General features: G+C 72.8%; 16 protein-coding genes and 1 tRNA gene. 5 read left to right on the top strand and 12 right to left on the bottom strand.

What is annotated here, in order from left to right; translation table 11 throughout:
• The 9 genes from ACFY15_RS05590 to ACFY15_RS05630 form a co-directional block, all read right to left on the bottom strand.
• Positions 1–990 carry a bifunctional MaoC family dehydratase N-terminal/OB-fold nucleic acid binding domain-containing protein gene (locus ACFY15_RS05590; protein WP_390825073.1) on the bottom strand — a complete coding sequence of 330 codons (990 nt, stop codon included), beginning with the start codon at positions 988–990 and terminating at the stop codon, positions 1–3.
• Complete coding sequence (locus tag ACFY15_RS05595; protein ID WP_390825074.1) at positions 987–2,138, bottom strand: acyl-CoA dehydrogenase family protein; 1,152 nt, start codon at positions 2,136–2,138, stop codon at positions 987–989. The genes ACFY15_RS05590 and ACFY15_RS05595 overlap by 4 nt, the downstream gene beginning before the upstream one ends.
• Positions 2,139–2,475: 337 nt before the next feature.
• Positions 2,476–2,808: a DUF6344 domain-containing protein gene (locus ACFY15_RS05600; RefSeq protein WP_390825075.1), complete on the bottom strand. Its 333-nt coding sequence runs from the start codon at positions 2,806–2,808 to the stop codon at positions 2,476–2,478.
• A 218-nt stretch (positions 2,809–3,026) separates the two neighbouring features.
• Positions 3,027–3,111 (bottom strand) — tRNA-Ser (locus tag ACFY15_RS05605).
• Positions 3,112–3,171: 60 nt separating this feature from the next.
• The gene (locus ACFY15_RS05610; RefSeq protein ID WP_390686118.1) at positions 3,172–4,110 is read right to left on the bottom strand and encodes a trypsin-like serine peptidase; all 939 of its coding nucleotides are present in this window, start codon (positions 4,108–4,110) and stop codon (positions 3,172–3,174) included.
• A 187-nt stretch (positions 4,111–4,297) separates the two neighbouring features.
• Positions 4,298–5,344, bottom strand: coding sequence for a YeiH family protein (locus tag ACFY15_RS05615; RefSeq protein ID WP_390686119.1), 1,047 nt, complete (start codon positions 5,342–5,344; stop codon positions 4,298–4,300).
• Positions 5,344–5,892, bottom strand: coding sequence for a cysteine dioxygenase (locus ACFY15_RS05620; RefSeq protein WP_390686120.1), 549 nt, complete (start codon positions 5,890–5,892; stop codon positions 5,344–5,346). The genes ACFY15_RS05615 and ACFY15_RS05620 overlap by 1 nt, the downstream gene beginning before the upstream one ends.
• A 102-nt stretch (positions 5,893–5,994) precedes the next feature.
• Complete coding sequence (locus ACFY15_RS05625) at positions 5,995–6,900, bottom strand: LysR family transcriptional regulator (RefSeq protein WP_390686121.1); 906 nt, start codon at positions 6,898–6,900, stop codon at positions 5,995–5,997.
• A 99-nt stretch (positions 6,901–6,999) separates the two neighbouring features.
• Entirely contained in the window at positions 7,000–8,532 is a 1,533-nt protein-coding gene (locus ACFY15_RS05630; protein WP_390686122.1) for a S1C family serine protease, read from the bottom strand.
• A 210-nt stretch (positions 8,533–8,742) separates the two neighbouring features.
• Between ACFY15_RS05630 and ACFY15_RS05635 the strand changes: the two genes are divergently transcribed.
• The 3 genes from ACFY15_RS05635 (at position 8,743) to ACFY15_RS05645 (ending at position 11,538) form a co-directional block, all read left to right on the top strand.
• Positions 8,743–9,600 carry a glycerophosphodiester phosphodiesterase gene (locus ACFY15_RS05635; RefSeq protein ID WP_390686123.1) on the top strand — a complete coding sequence of 286 codons (858 nt, stop codon included), beginning with the start codon at positions 8,743–8,745 and terminating at the stop codon, positions 9,598–9,600.
• Positions 9,601–9,685: 85 nt separating this feature from the next.
• Positions 9,686–10,288 carry an ATP-binding protein gene (locus ACFY15_RS05640; RefSeq protein WP_390686124.1) on the top strand — a complete coding sequence of 201 codons (603 nt, stop codon included), beginning with the start codon at positions 9,686–9,688 and terminating at the stop codon, positions 10,286–10,288.
• A 275-nt stretch (positions 10,289–10,563) separates the two neighbouring features.
• Positions 10,564–11,538: a DUF5926 family protein gene (locus ACFY15_RS05645; RefSeq protein WP_390686125.1), complete on the top strand. Its 975-nt coding sequence runs from the start codon at positions 10,564–10,566 to the stop codon at positions 11,536–11,538.
• Positions 11,539–11,751: 213 nt separating this feature from the next.
• Here the strand turns inward: ACFY15_RS05645 and ACFY15_RS05650 are convergent, their stop codons facing one another.
• Both ACFY15_RS05650 and ACFY15_RS05655 read right to left on the bottom strand, forming a co-directional pair.
• The gene (locus tag ACFY15_RS05650; protein ID WP_390825076.1) at positions 11,752–12,309 is read right to left on the bottom strand and encodes a hypothetical protein; all 558 of its coding nucleotides are present in this window, start codon (positions 12,307–12,309) and stop codon (positions 11,752–11,754) included.
• Positions 12,310–12,418: 109 nt separating this feature from the next.
• A complete protein-coding gene (locus ACFY15_RS05655; protein ID WP_390825077.1) occupies positions 12,419–13,147 on the bottom strand; it encodes a bifunctional DNA primase/polymerase in 729 nt (242 codons plus the stop codon).
• A gap of 419 nt (positions 13,148–13,566) precedes the next feature.
• On the opposite strand from ACFY15_RS05655, the gene ACFY15_RS05660 reads away from it, so the two are divergent.
• A complete protein-coding gene (locus ACFY15_RS05660) occupies positions 13,567–15,153 on the top strand; it encodes a PP2C family protein-serine/threonine phosphatase (protein ID WP_390825078.1) in 1,587 nt (528 codons plus the stop codon).
• A gap of 134 nt (positions 15,154–15,287) precedes the next feature.
• Positions 15,288–16,754 carry an aminopeptidase P family protein gene (locus ACFY15_RS05665; RefSeq protein WP_390686129.1) on the top strand — a complete coding sequence of 489 codons (1,467 nt, stop codon included), beginning with the start codon at positions 15,288–15,290 and terminating at the stop codon, positions 16,752–16,754.
• A gap of 58 nt (positions 16,755–16,812) precedes the next feature.
• Here the strand turns inward: ACFY15_RS05665 and ACFY15_RS05670 are convergent, their stop codons facing one another.
• Positions 16,813–17,292: an ATP-binding protein gene (locus ACFY15_RS05670; RefSeq protein ID WP_390686130.1), complete on the bottom strand. Its 480-nt coding sequence runs from the start codon at positions 17,290–17,292 to the stop codon at positions 16,813–16,815.
• Positions 17,293–17,592 lie beyond the last annotated feature (300 nt).

The raw sequence follows: 17,592 nt of genomic DNA on the forward strand, positions 1-17,592 counted from the left end.
TCAGCCCGCCTCCGCACGGAAGACGGGGAGTTCGAGGGTGTCGTCGACGCGCAGGAACTCCAGCCGGACGGGGAGGCCGATGCGCACCTTGTCGTACGGGACACCGGTGATGTTGCTGATCATGCGCACCCCCTCGGCCAGCTCGACCAGGGCGACCGCGTACGGGGGGTCGAAGGCCGGGAAGGGCGGGTGGTGCATGACGACGTACGAGAAGACGGTGCCGGCGCCGCTCGCCTCCACGGTGTCCCAGTCGGGGGAGGAGCAGGCGTTGCAGCCGGGCAGCCAGGGGAAGCGCAGGGTGGCGCAGGCGGTGCAGCGCTGGATCAGCAGCCTGTGGTCCCGGACCCCGTCCCAGAAGCCCTGGTTGTCGCGGTTGACCACGGGGCGGGGGCGTTGCGGCCCCGCCGTCCCCGCGGGCTTCGGCGGTGCGGGCCGTTTCGCCGCCGGGGCGTACTTGAGGATGCGGAAGCGGTGCGTTCCGGCGGGTTCGCCGTTGGCGCGGACGTCCATCCGGGTCGTCACGAAGTGGCCGGTGCCCAGCCTGGTCGTCTTGCGCGGGGAGACCGACTCGATCACGGCGTCGAAGGTCACCTCGTCGCCGGGGCGCAGCGGGCGCAGGTACTCCTGTTCGCAGTCGGTGGCGACCACGGAGGTGCAGCCCGCGCCGTCGAGGAGCGCGAGCAGTTCGTCGTAGGCGGGGGAGCGGCCGGTGTGACCGGTGTGGCCGGAGAGGCCGCCCATCGTCCAGGCCTGGAGCATGGTGGGCGGGGCGATGGCGTCGGGGCCGGTGTAGGCGGGGTTGGTGTCGCCCATGGCCTCGCACCAGTGGCGGATCATCGGCGCGTTGACCGGGTCCTTGCCCCGGCCGGCGGTGGCGGCGGGGCGGCCCTCGAAGGCCCTGAGGCGCCGGAGCAGCTCCACTTCCTGCGCGGCGGCTTCCGACGCGTCGGCGGTGGTGGTCCGGTCGGCGGTGGTCCGGTCGGTGCTCATCGCTTCCTCCCCTTCATGCCGAGCCGCATCATGGCGACGATCTCGCGCTGGACCTCGCTGACCCCGCCGCCGAAGGTGTTGATCTGGGCCGCGCGGTTCATCCGCTCCAGTTCTCCGCCGAGGAAGGCCTCCGGGCCGCGGACGAGGGCCTCCTCCCCGACCACCTCCTGGCAGATCCGGTACACCTCGACGGCGGACTCGGTGCCGAGGAACTTCACGCCGCTGGCGTCCCCGGGGGCCAGGGTGCCGGCGCCCACGTCCTGGACGAGGCGCCAGTTGAGGAGGCGGACGGCGGCCAGCCGGGCGTGCGCCTCGGCGAGCCGGGCCCGGACCCAGGGCAGGTCGGCCGGGCGTTCGCCGGTGACGGGGTCGGGGGTGCGGGCGCGGGCGCGGGCGGCCTCGTAGAAGTCCTCGGCCTGCATGCCGATGGCGGCGAGGGCGACGCGCTCGTGGTTGAGCTGGTTGGTGATCAGGCCCCAGCCGCCGTGTTCGGGGCCGACGAGGTGTCCGGCGGGGACCCGGATGGCGTCGTAGTACGTCGCCGTGGTCGTGAGGCCGCCGACCGTGTCGATCGGGGTCCAGGAGAAGCCGGGGCTGTCGGTGGGCACCAGGATGATGGAGATGCCCTGGTGCTTGGGGGCCTGCGGGTCGGTGCGGCAGGCGAGCCAGATCCAGTCGGCGTTCTGGGCGTTGGAGGTGAAGATCTTCTGCCCGTCGATCACCCACTCGTCGCCGTCGCGGACGGCCCGGGTGCGCAGGGCGGCGAGGTCGGTGCCGGCCTCGGGCTCCGAGTAGCCGATGGCGAAGACGGTCTCGCCCCGCAGGATCCGGGGCAGGAAGTAGTCCTTCTGCTCCGGGGTCCCGTATTTCATCAGGGTGGGGCCGACGGTGTTGAGGGTGACCATGGAGACGGGGGCGCCGGCCCGGTAGGCCTCGTCGAAGAAGACGAACTGCTCGTCGGGGCCGCGGCCCCGGCCCCCGTACTCGACGGGCCAGCCCAGGCCCAGCAGGCCGTCGGCGCCGATGCGGCGCAGCAGGGCGCGTTGGGCTGCCGGGTCGTCGGGGACCCCGTCCGGCAGCAGGTCCCGGAAGTACGCGCGCAGTTCGGCGCGAAGCCGTGACTGCCCTTCGGACGGAGCGAGGTGCACGGCGCTGGCCTCCCGGCATCGCAACGGACACGAATGGAACTGACTGTCCGTCAGATTTACCGGAGATGTCAAGGTCGGGAAGCCCGGCGATGGCCGCGCGACGGGGACGCGCGGCAGGTTGACCGACCGCCCCGGGCATGCCGAAGAGGGCCGCGCCGTCCGGGAACCCCGCCGTCTCCCGGCCCTGCGACCCTGCCGTACCAAGCCCCACGCCCCGTGCGCCCCCGCAATCCGCCGGAGCAAGCCCCCTGCGTCCCGCCCCGTGCGCCGTCGCGCACGATGCCCGCACTCCCCGCCGCTGCTGCCGCTCACGCCCCTGCCACGGCTCCCGCCCGCGCTACGCGGCAAGCACGACCGCCTCCCGGCCCGGGGCGGACGCCAGTGCGGCGGCGGTCGAGGAACGGCGCACGGACGGGCTCTTGCCATGGGCCTCGGCCCGGATCCGCTGCTTGATCGTCGGCGGGAGCGAACCGCCGCGCATCATCGCCCGCCATGTCCGCCGCGCAACCGGAGCCGTCCGCCGCACGACGGCGGCCGAAGGAGTGGCCACCGCGGCCGACGCAGCCTCCGCCGGAGCCGACTTGCCCGCCAGGCCGAGAGCGGCCAGGAGCGCCACGAGCGCGGCAAGGAAGGAGGTCCAGATCGACGTGGTGCTGCTGCGGTGGGTCATGACGAACGCCTCGATTCGCGATGTTCCGACGGGCGGATCTGCATACATTCGTCATGATGCGACCGCAACCGCACACCCCCGGCGACGCGCGCCGATCTTCAGACAAACACCACCCGGAAAGACCAGGGCCCGCCGGACGGGGGCAGCGGGCACGCAGAAGGGGCGCCCCTCCCTGAGGGGCGCCCCTTCCCGCCGGCGGCGCATGCGCCGGCCTGGTGCGGTGGGTGTGGGATTTGAACCCACGGTGACTCGCGCCACGACGGTTTTCAAGACCGTTCCCTTAGGCCGCTCGGGCAACCCACCTGGCCGGTACAGAGTACCGGGATGTGGGGGTGGCTGGGGTGGGTGTTGCCGTGGCGGGGGTCAGGACGTCTGGGCCTTGTCGTAGGCCGCCTTGGCCTCGTTGCCGAAGTACGGGCCGAACATGGTGTTCGGCAGGAAGTTGTAGCCGAAGCTGTTCACCGACACCTGCGTGCCCAGGCCCGTCGACTCGTCGAAGTCCTGGAACCAGGGGCCGCCGCTGGAGCCTCCGGTCATGTTGCAGGACATGCTGTGGTCCTTGGTGAGAAGGAAGTCCTTGCCCGTGTTGGCACTGCAGTAGACGAGCTTGGTGCCGTCGTAGGGGGCGGCCGCCGGGAAGCCGAAGGAGTACATCTTCTTGTTGTAGGCCCCGTTGAACTGGATCCCCTGGGCCCCGACGACCTGGCTGAGCCTCTGGCCGTTCAGCGGGGCGACGACCGCGAGGCCGACGTCCGTGTTCATGTCCTCGCTCGCCGCCCACTGGTCGGTGGCGAAGGTCTTGGTGGCCGGCCACTGGCCGTATGGGGCGTTGCCGTTGTCGTACCCCGGGACGAAGATCCAGTCGGTGTGCCAGGCTCCCTGGTACTTCACGCAGTGCCCGGCGGTGATGACCGTGCTGCCGTTCTGGCTGGTGATGGAGTCGCCCGAGCAGGAGGCCGTGCGGCCCTGGAAGGTGAAGAACACCCGGCCGGAGGTCTTCACGACCGCCCCGCCGGACGTCCAGGCCCCGCCGGCCTGGGGGAACGCCGTGGGGGAGGTCGGCGGCACCCGGGTGGGCAGGGCCGTGGTCGCGGGCGCCGCGCGGACCCCGGCCGGGGACGCCGCCACGTCGAGCGGTGTCGCCTGGCGCATCCGCTCGGCCGTCCAGAAGCCGGGGGTCTGACGGGGCCGGAACGAGGAGGGCGACTCCGCGGCCGCCGAGGAGGAGGCGGCCGTCACGGTGCCGGCGAGCAGGGCGCCCGCGGCGAGGAGGACGGACAGCGCCGTGCGAGGACGATTCACGCAGGACTCCTTCTTCCGTGCCCGGACCGGACGGAGCCGGGCAGGGTGGGGTGAAGAGCTGTCGGTGCGGATCGGCTGTTCAGCTTGCGGGGGCAGGGTCGCACGAGGGCCCCGAGATGTCAGCGGGCAGTCCGGACGTTCGTTCGGTTCCGGCCAGGGAATGGCCAACTCCCCCCGGTTCGACCCGTCATGCGGTCACGAGCACCCCGGCGTAGGAGACCCCCGCCACCACCACCCAGGCCCCGAGGCCCAGCAGTGCGGCACGGCCGCCGGTACGGGCCAGGGTCGGCAGGTGGACGGCGCTGCCGAGCCCGAAGAGGGCCGCCGCCAGCAGGGCCTCCTGCGCGGTGTGCGCCCAGTCCAGGGCCGCGTGGGGCAGCAGGCCCGTCGCACGGACCGCGGCCGCCGCGAGGAACCCGACGACGAACAGCGGCACCGGCGCCGGACGCTTCCCCGAGGCGGTGCGCACGCCGCGCCGGCGGGCCCGCATCGAGAAGGCCACGGCGGCCACCAGCGGGGCCAGCAGGGCCACCCGCATCAGCTTGACCAGCACCGCCTCGCCGAGCGCGCCGGGGCCGGCGGTCTGGGCGGTCGCCACCACCTGGCCCACGTCGTGGACGCTCGCACCCACCCAGCGCCCGAAGGCCAGGTCAGAGAGACCCAAGGGGCCTTGCAGCAGGGGGAGTACGGCGATCGCCAGGGTGCCGCAGAGGGTGACCAGGGCCACCGAGGCGGCCACGTCCTCCTCGTCGCTGCCGGACACCTCGCTCACCGCGCCGATGGCCGACGCGCCGCAGATCGAGTACCCGGTGGCGATCAACAGGGGCTGGTCGCCTGGGAGTCCGAGACGGCGGCCCAGCCATATCGTGCCGAAGAAGGTGGCCGCGACCACGGCGCTCACCATGGCCACCGTCGCCCAGCCCAGCCGGAGCACCTGGTCCAGGCCGAGTCCGAGGCCCAGCAGGACGATGCCGATCCGCATCAGCCGCCGGCCGGCCAGCGACAGGCCCGGCCGGGCCGGTCCGCGTACGACGGTCCGTACGCCGGGCAGATGGGCCACCGCGATGCCGAGCACCACCGAGGCGGTCAGCATCGGTACGCCGGGAACCAGTCGGTGCACACACCAGGCGACCAGCGCGCCGCCTGCGGCCAGCGCCAGGCCGGGCCAGGGTGTGGGTGTTTCACGTGAAACAACGGGGACCGTCTCGGCCTGCGGGCGGTGGAGGAGGGCCATCAGTCGACGGGGAGCGTGTAGACGCGGCGGATGCTGCTGCCCAGCCGGGAGACATCGGCTCCGTACACGTGGATCGATATCGCCTTTTCGGTACAGGAGTTGCGCACCTTGTGGATGTCACCGGGCGGGGCGAAACCGCAGACCTCCCCCTGGGCGTTGACCACGTCCTCGGTGGCCACCAGACGGGCGGCGTCCGCGCCGGGCGCGAGCCGGTAGCGGCGCTCGCTCTCCTCTCCCTGGTGCACCCCGGCCACGCACCACGACACGTGGTCGTGGATGCAGGTCTCCTGGCCGGGCATCCAAACCAGGGCAACGACCGAGAAGCTGCCGTCGGGCTCGGCGTGCAGGATGTGCTGCCGGTAGCGCTCCGGGTCGCCCTCCTGCTGCTCCGCTGTGAGCAGGTCGGACGCGCCCAGGTGCGGGGAGAGGCGCTCGCCGACGAGGTAGGCGGTCAGGTCGGGGGCCAGTCCCCGGTCGACGACCGTGCGGATCTCACTGACGAGGGCGGCCATCCTCGTGGTCGTACGGGCCGGCGTGGTGGTGGTCATACAAGCAGCGTCCGACGGCCGATCCATCACGTCCAACGACAGTTATGACCTGAAATCCCAACCACAGCTTATGGATCGGGGGCGGCGGGACGCTGCCGGACGTCAGCAGCCGACCCGGTTCGACGCGACCCGCTTCAGCTCGTCCAGCACCACGGCCGTCGCCGGGATCCGCAGGTGGTCGCGATAGACGTAGGCGGCGATGTGACGGCGGGCTGCGGGCTCCAGCCCCCGGCCGCAGACCCGGCTCAGCGAGAGCGAGGGCAGGACCAGCGCGGGCATCATCGCCACCCCCAGCCCCTGCGCGACCAGGCTCTGGACCACCAGGTTGTCGTCGGTGGCGAACCGTATGTCGGGGACGAAGCCCAGCTCCGCGCACTCGTGGAGCAGGTTGGCCCGGCAGCGCGGACAGCCGGCGATCCACTTCTCCTCGGCGAGGTCGGCCAGCTGCACGGCCCGGCGGCGGGCGAGCGGGTGTCCGGTCGGCAGCAGTACCGTGAGCTGGTCCTCCAGCAGCCTGACCTCGGCGACCTCCTCGGGTATCTCCTCGTGCAGCCCCGGGTAGGTGAAGGCCAGCGTGATGTCGCACTCGCCGCGCTGGAGCCTGCGCAGGGACTCCGGCGGCTCCCCTTCCAGCAGCTCGACCTGTACCCCGGGGTGGTCCTTGGCCAGGCCGCTGAGGGCCTCCGGGACCAGGGTGACGTTGGCGCTGGGGAACCCGCAGACCCGTACGCGCCCGGTGCGCAGCCTCGTGTACGCCTTCAGCTGGGCCTCGGCGGCCGAGAGGCTGCCGAGGATGGACTCGGCGTGCCGGGCCAGGGACTCCCCGGCCTCGGTCAGCTTCATCCTGCGGCCCACGCGGGTGAACAGCGGAGTGCCGACGGCGCGTTCGAGCGCCTTCATCTGCTGGGTGATCGCGGGCTGGGTGTAGCCCAGGACGCGGGCGGCGGCCGAGTACGAGCCTGCGGCGACCACCTCGTGGAATGTCCGTATGTGCCGTGAATCGAACACCAGCGAAGCATAAGCGGATGTTGGGAGGGGCCGTAGCCGGATTCCCGGCCACGGCCCCTCCCATCAAGCCACCGTCGAGCGGTGTTACCGGCGCTCTCCCTACTTGTCGCCGACGCGCGAGCCGAGCGTGATGTCGACCGTGGTCGGCTTGCCGCCGCGCAGGTAGGTCAGCTTCACGGTGTCGCCCGGCTTGTATGTCCAGATCAGACTGATCAGGGTCGGTCCGCTGTCGACCTGCTTGCCGCCGAACTCCGTGATGATGTCGCCGGGCTTGAGGCCCGCCTTGCCAGCCGGGCCGTTCGGGTCGACCAGCTCGTTGGCCGGGGCGCCCTGCTCCGAGATCTTGGCGCCGTCCGACTTGGCCTGGAGGTCCACGGAGACCGAGATCACCGGGTAGACCGGCTTGCCGGTCTTGATCAGCGATTCGGCGACGTTCTTGGCCTGGTTGATCGGGATGGCGAAGCCGAGGCCGATCGAGCCGGCCTGGCCGCCGCCGAACCCGCCGTTGCCTGCGGACTGGATGGCCGAGTTGATGCCGATGACCGCGCCGCGGCCGTCGAGCAGAGGACCGCCGGAGTTGCCGGGGTTGATGGAGGCGTCCGTCTGCAGGGCGCTCATGTACGAGTTCTTGCCGCCGGAGCCGTCGCCGGAGGCCACCGGGCGGTTCTTGGCGCTGACGATGCCGGTGGTGACCGTGTTGGACAGGCCGAAGGGGGCGCCGATCGCGATGGTCGGGTCGCCGACCGCGACCTTGTCGGAGTCGCCGAGCGCCAGCGGCTTCAGGTTCGCGGGCGGGTTCTTCAGCTTGATGACGGCCACGTCGTAGCCCTGGGCCCGGCCCAGGACCTCGGCGTCGTACTTCTTGCCGTCGGAGAAGGTGGCGGAGAGCTTGCCGCCGTTCGCGGCGGAGGCCACCACGTGGTTGTTGGTGAGGATGTGGCCCTGCTCGTCGTAGACGAACCCGGTGCCGGTGCCACCCTCGCCGTCCCCGGCGGAGGCCTCGATGGTGACGACGCTGGGCAGCGCGGAGGCCGCGAGGCCCGCGACGGAGCCGGCGTCCCGCTTGAGGTCCCTCGGGGTGTTGGTCGCGCTGATCGTGGTCGATCCGGTGCCGTCGTGGTCGCGCTGGGCCGCCCAGTAACCGATGCCGCCGCCCACGCCACCCGCGAGCAGGGCCGCCACCAGGACCGCCGCGATCAGCCCGCCCCGGCCCTTGGGCTTGGGGTGCGGGGTGCCGTCCGCGGTGAGCGGGACGCCCCAGGTGCCGCCGCCCTGGCCGCCGGCCGCTCCGCCCGCACCGTACGCGGGGACCGCCGGCGGCGGCGGGGGCCAGGCCTCGGCGCCGTACGCCGCCGTGGCGGGGCCGGCCGGCTGGGCTGCCGGGGGCTGCTCGTGGCCGTATGCCGGGGGCGCGGGCGGGACCGGCGGGGTGGGGGGCAGCTGCTGGGTGTGCTCGGCGCCCGGGGCCGGAGCCGGGGCGTCCTGGGCCGGGGCCTCCTGCGGTGCCGGGGCGTCCTGGGCCGGGGCGGCGGGCGCCGCCGGTTCGGGGGTGGAGGCGGCCACCGGCACGGGGGGTGCGGACGGGGCCGCGGGGGGCGTCGGGGCCGCGGTGCCCTCGTTCTCGGTGCTCACAGCTCTCTCTCCTCGTCACACAGGGCTTGCACGGCCAATACGGCTGCTGGAAATATCAGGCGATATCGACCCGACACCCTCCGGGCATCGGTCCGACTGAACGTTCGATGCACCATAGAAGTTCCAGGGTGAAGCCTTTCCCATGACCCGTCAGAGCACTGTAAGCCGGACCTGTGCGTCCTCCGCTCTCCTTTATATCCGACATATCGGATGGACCTCCAGGAGTCACCCCGACGCGCGGGGGCCCCTCGGTGGCACCATGACCGGGTGACCCACGCAACGCCGCGCCCCATCCAGGTCGTCGCCCACCGCGGCGCCTCGGAGGATGCTCCCGAGCACACCCTGGCCGCCTACCGGAAGGCCATCGAGGACGGCGCCGACGCCCTCGAGTGCGACATCCGGCTGACCGCCGACGGCCATCTGGTACTGGTCCACGACCGCCGCGTGAACCGCACCTCCAACGGCCGGGGCGCCGTCTCGGCGCTGGAGCTGGCCGACCTGGCCGCCCTCGACTTCGGCTCCTGGAAGGACCGCGAGGAGTCCCCCGACTGGGTCGGCGACCCCGAGCGCACCTCCGTGCTCACCCTGGAGCGGCTGCTGGAGCTGGTGGCCGACGCCGGCCGGCCCGTACAGCTGGCGATCGAGACGAAACACCCCACCCGCTGGGCCGGACAGGTGGAGGAGCGCCTCCTCTTCCTCCTCAAGCGCTTCGGGCTGGACGCCCCGCCCGCCGCCGGCCCCCACCCCGTCCGGGTCATGAGCTTCTCCGCCCGCTCCCTGCACCGGGTGCGCGCGGCCGCCCCGACGGTCCCGACCGTCTACCTGATGCAGTTCGTCTCGCCCCGGATGCGCGACGGCCGCCTGCCCGCGGGCGTGCGGATCGCGGGACCGGCGATGCGGATCGTCCGCAGCCACCCCGGCTTCATCCGCAGGCTCCAGACAGCGGGGCACTCCGTCCACGTGTGGACCGTGAACGAACCGGACGATGTTCAGCTTTGCGCTGATCTGGGTGTAGAAGCGATCATCACGAACCGGCCCCGCCAGGTTCTGTCACAGCTCGGACGCTGACGTCCCGATTTGCGCACCAGTCACAGCCATCCCGCCCGTGACAGGGCGTGCCCCGGCGCATCCGCTCCGCATTCGTTGGTCATGAATGCGTCAGAGCCGTGTGTGCCGGCGGTTTCCGGTCCAGGCCATGGGGGCATCCAGACCATGGCGTGGGGCTAAGGAGGTTCCGGGGGTGGCGTTGGTGATGGCACAGGAAGTGCCCACGTCGTCGTGCATGGACATTCGCCATGGTCCTGCGGGCGTGGGCGAGGCGCGACACCGGATGCGCGAACAGCTGCGCGTCAGCGGAGTGTCCGAATCGGTCGTCGACGATGCCGTACTGATCCTTTCCGAACTCCTCAGCAACGCCTGCCGGCACGGCCGGCCGCTGGGCGCCCGGGACGTCGGTGACGGCGAGGTGCGCGCCGCGTGGCGCGTCGACAAGGCGGGACGGCTGACCGTCGAGGTGACGGACGGCGGCGGTCCGACCCGCCCGGTCCCGGCCACCCCCTCGGTCACCGCGCACGGGGGCCGGGGGCTGAACATCATCAGCGCGCTGGCCCAGGACTGGGGCGTCCGGGACGGGGCGGCGGGCGAGGTCACCGTATGGGTGATCGTCGCCCGGGGGCACCGGCACGACGACTTCGCTACGCGCGTCGCTCCTCCGGCCATCGACTTCGCCGCCGCCTTCGACGATCTCGACGCCTGACGGTCTCGACGCCCGACGACCTCGACGGTCTCGACGCCCGACGACCCGGCCCGCGTCACGGACCGCGTCACGGACCGGCGTCAACGGCCCGGGCCGCCCACCGGCGCCGCCCACCGGTGCCCCCCGACCGGCACCACCGGCCATCCGCACACGCGGCCGTCCGGTAGCGCACGCCGACCGCGCTCCCGGCCGCACCCCGCCGGTTCCGGCGGTACGAACGGCTAGGCTCGCGCCCAGAGACACCGCCGTACCGCCGCAACCGGGAGACACCCACGATGGCCAAGAAGCGCCCCGCCGCGAAGACCGCGAAGCCTCAGCTCGACAACGGGGAGATCCCGGTGGTGGGCGCGCGCGAGCCCTGTCCCTGCGGTTCCGGGCGCCGTTACAAGGCCTGTCACGGAGCGGCCGCGGCGCACGCCGTCACCGAGCACGTGCGGCGCCCCTTCGAGGGACTGCCGGGCGAGTGCGACTGGGTGGCGCTGCGCGAGCTCGTCCCCGCGGCCACCGTGCCGCTGAACCTCAAGGGCGGCCTGCCCGAGGGCGTCCCGTCCGTCACGCTGGTGACCGTGCTCCCCATGGCGTGGCCTGCCCTGCGGCGCGAGGACGGCTCCGTGCTGCTCGGCCTCCAGAACGAGTCCTCCTCCGGGGACCTCGCCCGCGACATGGCCGACACCCTGGAGCGCGCGCTCGCCACCGAGCCGGGCAACCCGGTCGCGGCCCGCCGCGTGCCGGCCGAGGGGCCCCGACTTCAGGATCTCCTCGACCTGGACGGCGCTTTCGAGCCGGTTGTGCACGCCGGCTTCGAATTCTGGATTCCGGACGCGGAAAGCGCCCAGAACGCCTCCCCGGAGATCGCGGCCTCGCTGGAGCGCGCCAACGCCGCCGCCATCCCGACCGTCAAGCTGGCGGGCGTGGACGCCGCCTACTGGTGCGAGACCCCGGACAAGAACCACCTGCGCTGGGTCATGCCGCACGCGGAGGAGAAGCTGCTCGACGCCCTCGCGCGGCTCCACGCGGCGGGCACCTCCTCCCTCGGCGAGGGCACCAAGCTCGTCGGCTCCTTCCGCGCCCACGGCCTGATGGTCCCCGTCTGGGACCTGCCCACCGGGGTCACCGCCGAGGACGTGGAGAAGCCCGCCGCCGAGTTCGCCGAGCGCCTGGCCACGGCCCTGGCCGCCGACGCCCCGCTGACCGCCGAGGAGCGGCGGGCGCGCGGCGGACTCACCAACCGCCAGGTGACGCTGAGCTGACGCCCGCCCGGCGCGGGAGTGGACCGCGTACGGCGCACGAGCCGTACGCGGTCCGGTGACCGGTGTCACAACTCCCGCTAATCGCCTGCAAATCGATGTCCGAATATCAGAGATCGAATTTGCGAACAGGCGATCTCTTGTTACCGTTCTTGTAGCCCGGTCGCTGGTGCATCCCCCGTCGCCAGCGACCGGGCCTCTGTCTTTCGGCGGTGCTCAACCGCCCGACGGTGCCGCTGAGTTGCTCCCGGACCGCAGGAGCAGCCGCCCTTCATCGTCCGGAACTGCAAACTCTGCCACGGCCGAGTAGGCGCCCGGCGCCCCCGCCGACTCCTCCCGGGGCGTCTCGCACAGGCCCGGTTCGTCACCCGCCGCCACCACGCAGTGGATCTGCACCGTCCGCCCCGCCGGCCCCATCACCGTCAGCACGGCGTCCAGCGCGCGGCCGCCGGTGTTGCGGTAGTAGCTCCGGCCCCAGGTGCGTCCCTCGCTCACGAGCACGCACGTCTGCGCCTCCAGGCCCTGGGGGGCGGAGAGTTCGGGTCCGCACCGCGCATCGGTGCGGGGCTGCTCCGGCGGGCCGGGCCGTGCGGGATCGCCGGCGGAGTGCGCCGCGTGCGGTGCGCCGGAGGGGGAAAGGCCGAGCGAGGCGAGCAACCCGCCGCCTTTTCCGTCGCCCTGACCGGCGAAATCCGGCCCGGCGATCGCTCCGGCCAGGGGAAGCGACAAGATGATCAGCACGCCGGCGCCGATACCGATGAGGCGGAGATTCATTCGCCGAAGATAGCGACGCGGGAATGGGGCGCGGAGATCCCCGCGCCCAATTCCCTTGGAAACTCGCCGTGGTGACACCCGTACGAGTGATACGCCGGCCGCGCGAGCTTCAGTACGCGAGCCGGCTGCCGCCGCCGGGAGCACCGCTGCTCGCCTCGACGAGCGCGTCCACGACCGCCTCAACCTCCGGCAGCCAGAGGGCGTGCGAGCCGGGTTGCCGCGGCTCGGGCTCCCGCTCCCAGCGGACCTGGCCGCCACCGGACGCCGGGGAGGGCGGCAGCAGCAGGTAGCCGCCCTCGCCGTGGAAGCGCAGCGAGGAGGGCACGTGGTCCTTGGCGTACAGGAGTTCGCCGAGTCGCTCCAGCGAGTAGGGCGCCACGAGCAGGGACCAGCGCGTGGGCGTGGCGACGACCGGACCGAGCCGCATGCCCTGCGCGTCCAGCCGTACGACGGCACGCGCGGCCGCCTTGGCCGGCAGGCTCACCGCGCACGGGGCGGCCCCGCCGGTGGCCAGCAGCACCGGGGCCGCGGGCCGTTCCCCCCACCACCAGGCCACCATCCGGGCGTCCGTGGTGGCGGCGAGCAGCCCGGGGTCGAAGGGATGGGCTCCGGGCACCACGCAGTCGGGGTCGGGACAGGCGCAGCGCCGGCTGTCGGCGCCGTCCCGGCCCACGCCCGGCAGTACGGGCCACTGCCGGACGGTGGCGCAGGCCAAGGCCGCGTCGAGGAGGGACGGAGCCGCGCCGGCACCGGCCTCCACGGCGGTACGGGAGGCGGCGCGCGGGAACTTCAAGCGATCGCGGAGCCGCTGGAGACGCCTTCCGAGGATCTCGCGCATGAGCGCTCGTTCCTTTCCGTTGAACGTCGAGGGCCACATCACACCACGTGAGCGGTGTTTCACCACACGTACACGTTTTGCGCCACTAGTCCGCCAGAAGCAGGTTCACACGGTTCGTGCAGTTGTCTTACGGGTCCGTCAAACGTCCGGCAGGGGCCCGGAGCGAGCGGTCCGAGCGACCCGCACCGGTGTCGAGACCGGCTGCCGCCGCTTAGGACGACGGCCCGGGCCGGGCGGTTCCCGGCGGTGCCGGGGGCGCCAACTGGCCCCGGGCACTAGCGACTACGTACCCGGACCCCTGGAAGCGCCTGTCCAGTCGATCGCAAAAACCGTCCGCTTCCAGCTTTTTCCAGCCAAGTTTTAGCCCTGGCTGGACAGTGAGTTGCCGTCCCACGGACACCAGGATTCCCACTGGGACAATGCTGGACATCGATCCTCGGGTGCGTGTAGATGTGGATCCATTGATGGCGGCGCAGCACAATCTGGGGGTTTGCGATGCTACATGGCGAATCGCACCAGGTGGAAAGGCGGACGCCATGAGCGCCCCGCATCTGCCGAAAGTGGCTGGAATCGATCCAGCAGTCAACGGGTCGGCGCAGACTGTCGCGCCCGCACCCGGCTCCCTGTCCGCCGCAGCGGCCACCTCCGCCCGGACCGCCCCCGCCCAGGCCGCCCCGCCTGCGGCGAGCAGCGTCATCCAGGACCGGCTGGCGGGCATGGTCTCCGACCTCACCACCCTCCACGAGCTGACCGAGCGCCTCGCCCGGACCCGCGACCTCGACTCCTCCCTGAAGGAGTTCCTGCGCGCCGGGGCCGCCCTCGTCGGCGCCCGCCGCGGACTGGTCGTCCTGGAGCCCTCCGACGGACTCGGCCCCACCTCCACCATCGGCCTGGGCCTGGGCCGCGCCGACCTCGGCCACATCGAGACGGTGCCGCGCAGCGCCACCTCGTACGGCCGCATCCTCGACGGGCTGCCCGACGCCCACGGCGGCTCCGAGGTGCTCCCGGAGCCCGGCGTGGCGCCGGCCCCCGGCCCCGCGGGCCACGAGCCCCCCGTCGACCCCCGCCACCGCGAGGTCGCCGCCCGCCTCGGCTACGCCGCCAGCTACGCGCTGCCGCTGACCGCCGACGCCACCGGCCGGCTCGGCGCGGCTGTCTGGCTCTACGACGAACAGGCCGAACCGAGCGACCGCCAGCGCGACCTCATCGGCCTCTACGTCCGGCACGCGGCCGAACACCTGGCCCGGATGCTGGAGGTGGACCGCTCCCGCACCCGCCTGGCCGCCGTCTCCGAGGAGCTGCTGCCCAGCCGGCTGCCCCGGATCCCCGGGGTCCGGCTCGCCGCCCGACACCGCAGCGGCCCGCTCGGCGGGGGCGACTGGTACGACGCGCTGCCGCTGCCCGAGGGCGCCATGGGGCTCGCCGTCGGATCGGTCACCGGATCCGGCCCGAGCGCCGTCGCCGCGATGGGACGGCTGCGGGCCTCGTTGCGCGCGTACGCCGTCATGGAGGGGGAGGACCCCGTCGCGGTCCTGTCCGACCTGGAGCTGCTGCTGCGCCTGACCGAGCCCGCGCGTTCGGCCACCACCCTCTTCGCGTACTGCGAGCCCGCCGCCCGCAAGATCCTCCTGGCCGGCGCGGGACACATGCCGCCGCTGCTGATCGGCGAGCGGCGCACCGAGTACGTCGAGACCTCCCTCTCGGCGCCGCTGGGGATGCTGGCCTGCTGGGAAGCGCCCAGCGTGGAGATCGAGCCCGCATCCGGAGAAACGGTGCTGCTGTACACGGACGGGCTGCTGCGGCGTACCGGCGACCCCATGGACCGGGCGTACGCACGGCTGCACGCGGCGGCCGCCGGGGTTCCGCGCGGCGCCCGGGAGGACCCGGCAGCCCTCTGCGACCACATCCTGCGCACGCTCCTCCCCGAGGACGGGCCGGGCCCGGCCGCGTCCGGCCCGTACCGGGACGGCGAGGACGTCGTCCTGCTCGCGGCCCGGTTCGACTGAGCGGCCGGGACCCACCGACAGGCGCCCGTTTTGACTGGTATGTCACAGGACTGGCCGGGCGCCGCCTCCTCACACATACGATGAACGGGGTTCGCACCCGGACCCGTGCGTGTCGTAGCGGCTGAGGAGATGACGTGGCTGACGAGCTCACCCCGGAGACCCCGGAAGAAGAAGAGCAGCCCCAGAAGAAGCACAAGCAGCGCAAGAACGGGCTGTACCCGGGCGTCAGCGAGGAACTCGCGGAGAGCATGCGCACCGGCTGGGCCGACACCGAGCTGCACGGGCTCGAGCCCATCGCCCAGGCCGGCCACACCGCCGACCGCCGCGCCGCGCTGTCCGCCCGCTTCCCCGGCGAGCGCCTGGTGATCCCCGCGGGCCGGCTGAAGACCCGCTCGAACGACACCGAGTACCCCTTCCGCGCCTCCACCGAGTACGCGTACCTCACCGGCGACCAGACCGAGAACGGCGTCCTGGTCCTGGAGCCCACGGAGACCGGCCACGAGGCCACGGTCTACCTGCTGCCCCGCTCGGACCGCGAGAACGGCGAGTTCTGGCTGTCGGGCCAGGGCGAGCTCTGGGTCGGCCGCCGCCACTCCCTCACCGAGGCCGAGCAGCTCCTGGGCATCCCGGCCAAGGACGTCCGCGAGCTGCCCGAGGCCCTGACCGAGGCCACCGGCCCGGTACGCGCCGTCCGCGGCCACGACTCCGTCATCGAGTCCGCCCTCACCGACAAGGTGACCAAGGAGCGCGACGAGGAGCTGCGCGTCTACCTCTCCGAGGCCCGCGCCGTGAAGGACGCCTTCGAGATCGGCGAGCTGCAGAAGGCCGTGGACTCCACCGTCCGCGGCTTCGAGGACGTCGTGAAGGTCCTCGACAAGGCGGAGGCCACCTCCGAGCGCTACATCGAGGGCACCTTCTTCCTGCGCGCCCGCGTCGAGGGCAACGACGTCGGCTACGGCACCATCGCCGCCGCCGGCGCCCACGCCTGCACCCTGCACTGGGTACGCAACGACGGCGCCGTCCGCTCCGGCGACCTGCTGCTGCTCGACGCCGGCGTGGAGACCCACTCCCTCTACACCGCCGACGTCACGCGCACGCTGCCGGTCAACGGCACGTACACCGACATCCAGCGCAAGATCTACGACGCGGTCTACGCGTCCCAGGAAGCCGGCATCGCCGCCGTCAAGCCGGGCGCGAAGTACCGCGACTTCCACGACGCCGCCCAGCACGTGCTGGCCGAGAAGCTCGTGGAGTGGGGCCTGCTGGAGGGCCCGGTCGAGCGCGTCCTGGAGCTCGGGCTGCAGCGCCGCTGGACCCTGCACGGCACCGGCCACATGCTCGGCATGGACGTCCACGACTGCGCCGCCGCGCGCACCGAGGCGTACGTCGACGGCACGCTGGAGCCGGGCATGTGCCTGACCGTCGAGCCCGGCCTGTACTTCCAGGCCGACGACCTGACCGTGCCCGAGGAGTACCGGGGCATCGGCGTCCGGATCGAGGACGACATCCTCGTCACCGAGGACGGCAACCGGAACCTGTCGGCCGGGCTGCCGCGCACCTCGACCGACGTCGAGGCCTGGATGGCGCGTCTCAAGGGCTGACGCCACCGCCGTACCTGTGGGGCGGGGACCGGATCCGGTCCCCGCCCCGCTGGCGTTCCTAGGACACTCTCAGCAGTGCGTCGTCACGCCACTTCAGCATCCGCTCGAAGCTCACCACCGCGCCCCGGCCCGGCCGGTTGCGCAGGCGGACGTGGTCGGCGAGCTCCGCGATCAGGTGCAGGCCCCGGCCGTGCTCGGCCAGGGAGGGTCTGCGGCGGGCCACCGTCGAGGGCGGGAAGCCCGGACCGGAGTCGGCGACCTCGATGCGGCAGCGGTCCCCGTCGAGGTAGGCGGTGACGTGGTACGCCTCGGTGCCGTCCAGGACGTCGTCGGCGGGGACGCCGACCGGGCCCCCGGCCGGACCGCCGCGGCCGCCGTGCTCCACCGCGTTGGCACACGCCTCGCTCAGCGCGACCGACAGCTCGTAGGAGACGTCCGGATCCACCCCCGCGGTCTCCATCGCCCCCAGCAGCAGTCGCCGGGCCAGCGGCACGCTCGCGGCTTCGCGCCGCAAGTGGAGAGACCACCAGATGCTCATACGGGTACCTATTGCCGCCCCCGGTGGCGCGTAAGCCCCCGGCGGCCGGCACAGCCCTCATTCGGCCGATGCGGCATGTGCGCCCGGCGTGTATCAGGCGCGTAGGCACACGGGCCGGCCGAGCCGGGGCCGTAGGGCCGGAGCCCTCGTCAGCGGCCCGTCAGCGGGCGGCCGGCGCCCGGCGGGGGCGCTGTCAGGGCCCGGTCCGCGCACTGACCACGCGCTGACCGCGCGCCGACCGGACGCCCGTCGCACACCGGAACCATAGGGTCCCTCCAGCACCTGCCGTAGGCAGCGCCC

This window comes from Streptomyces sp. NPDC001373 (assembly GCF_042895815.1).
GTDB lineage: Bacteria > Actinomycetota > Actinomycetes > Streptomycetales > Streptomycetaceae > Streptomyces.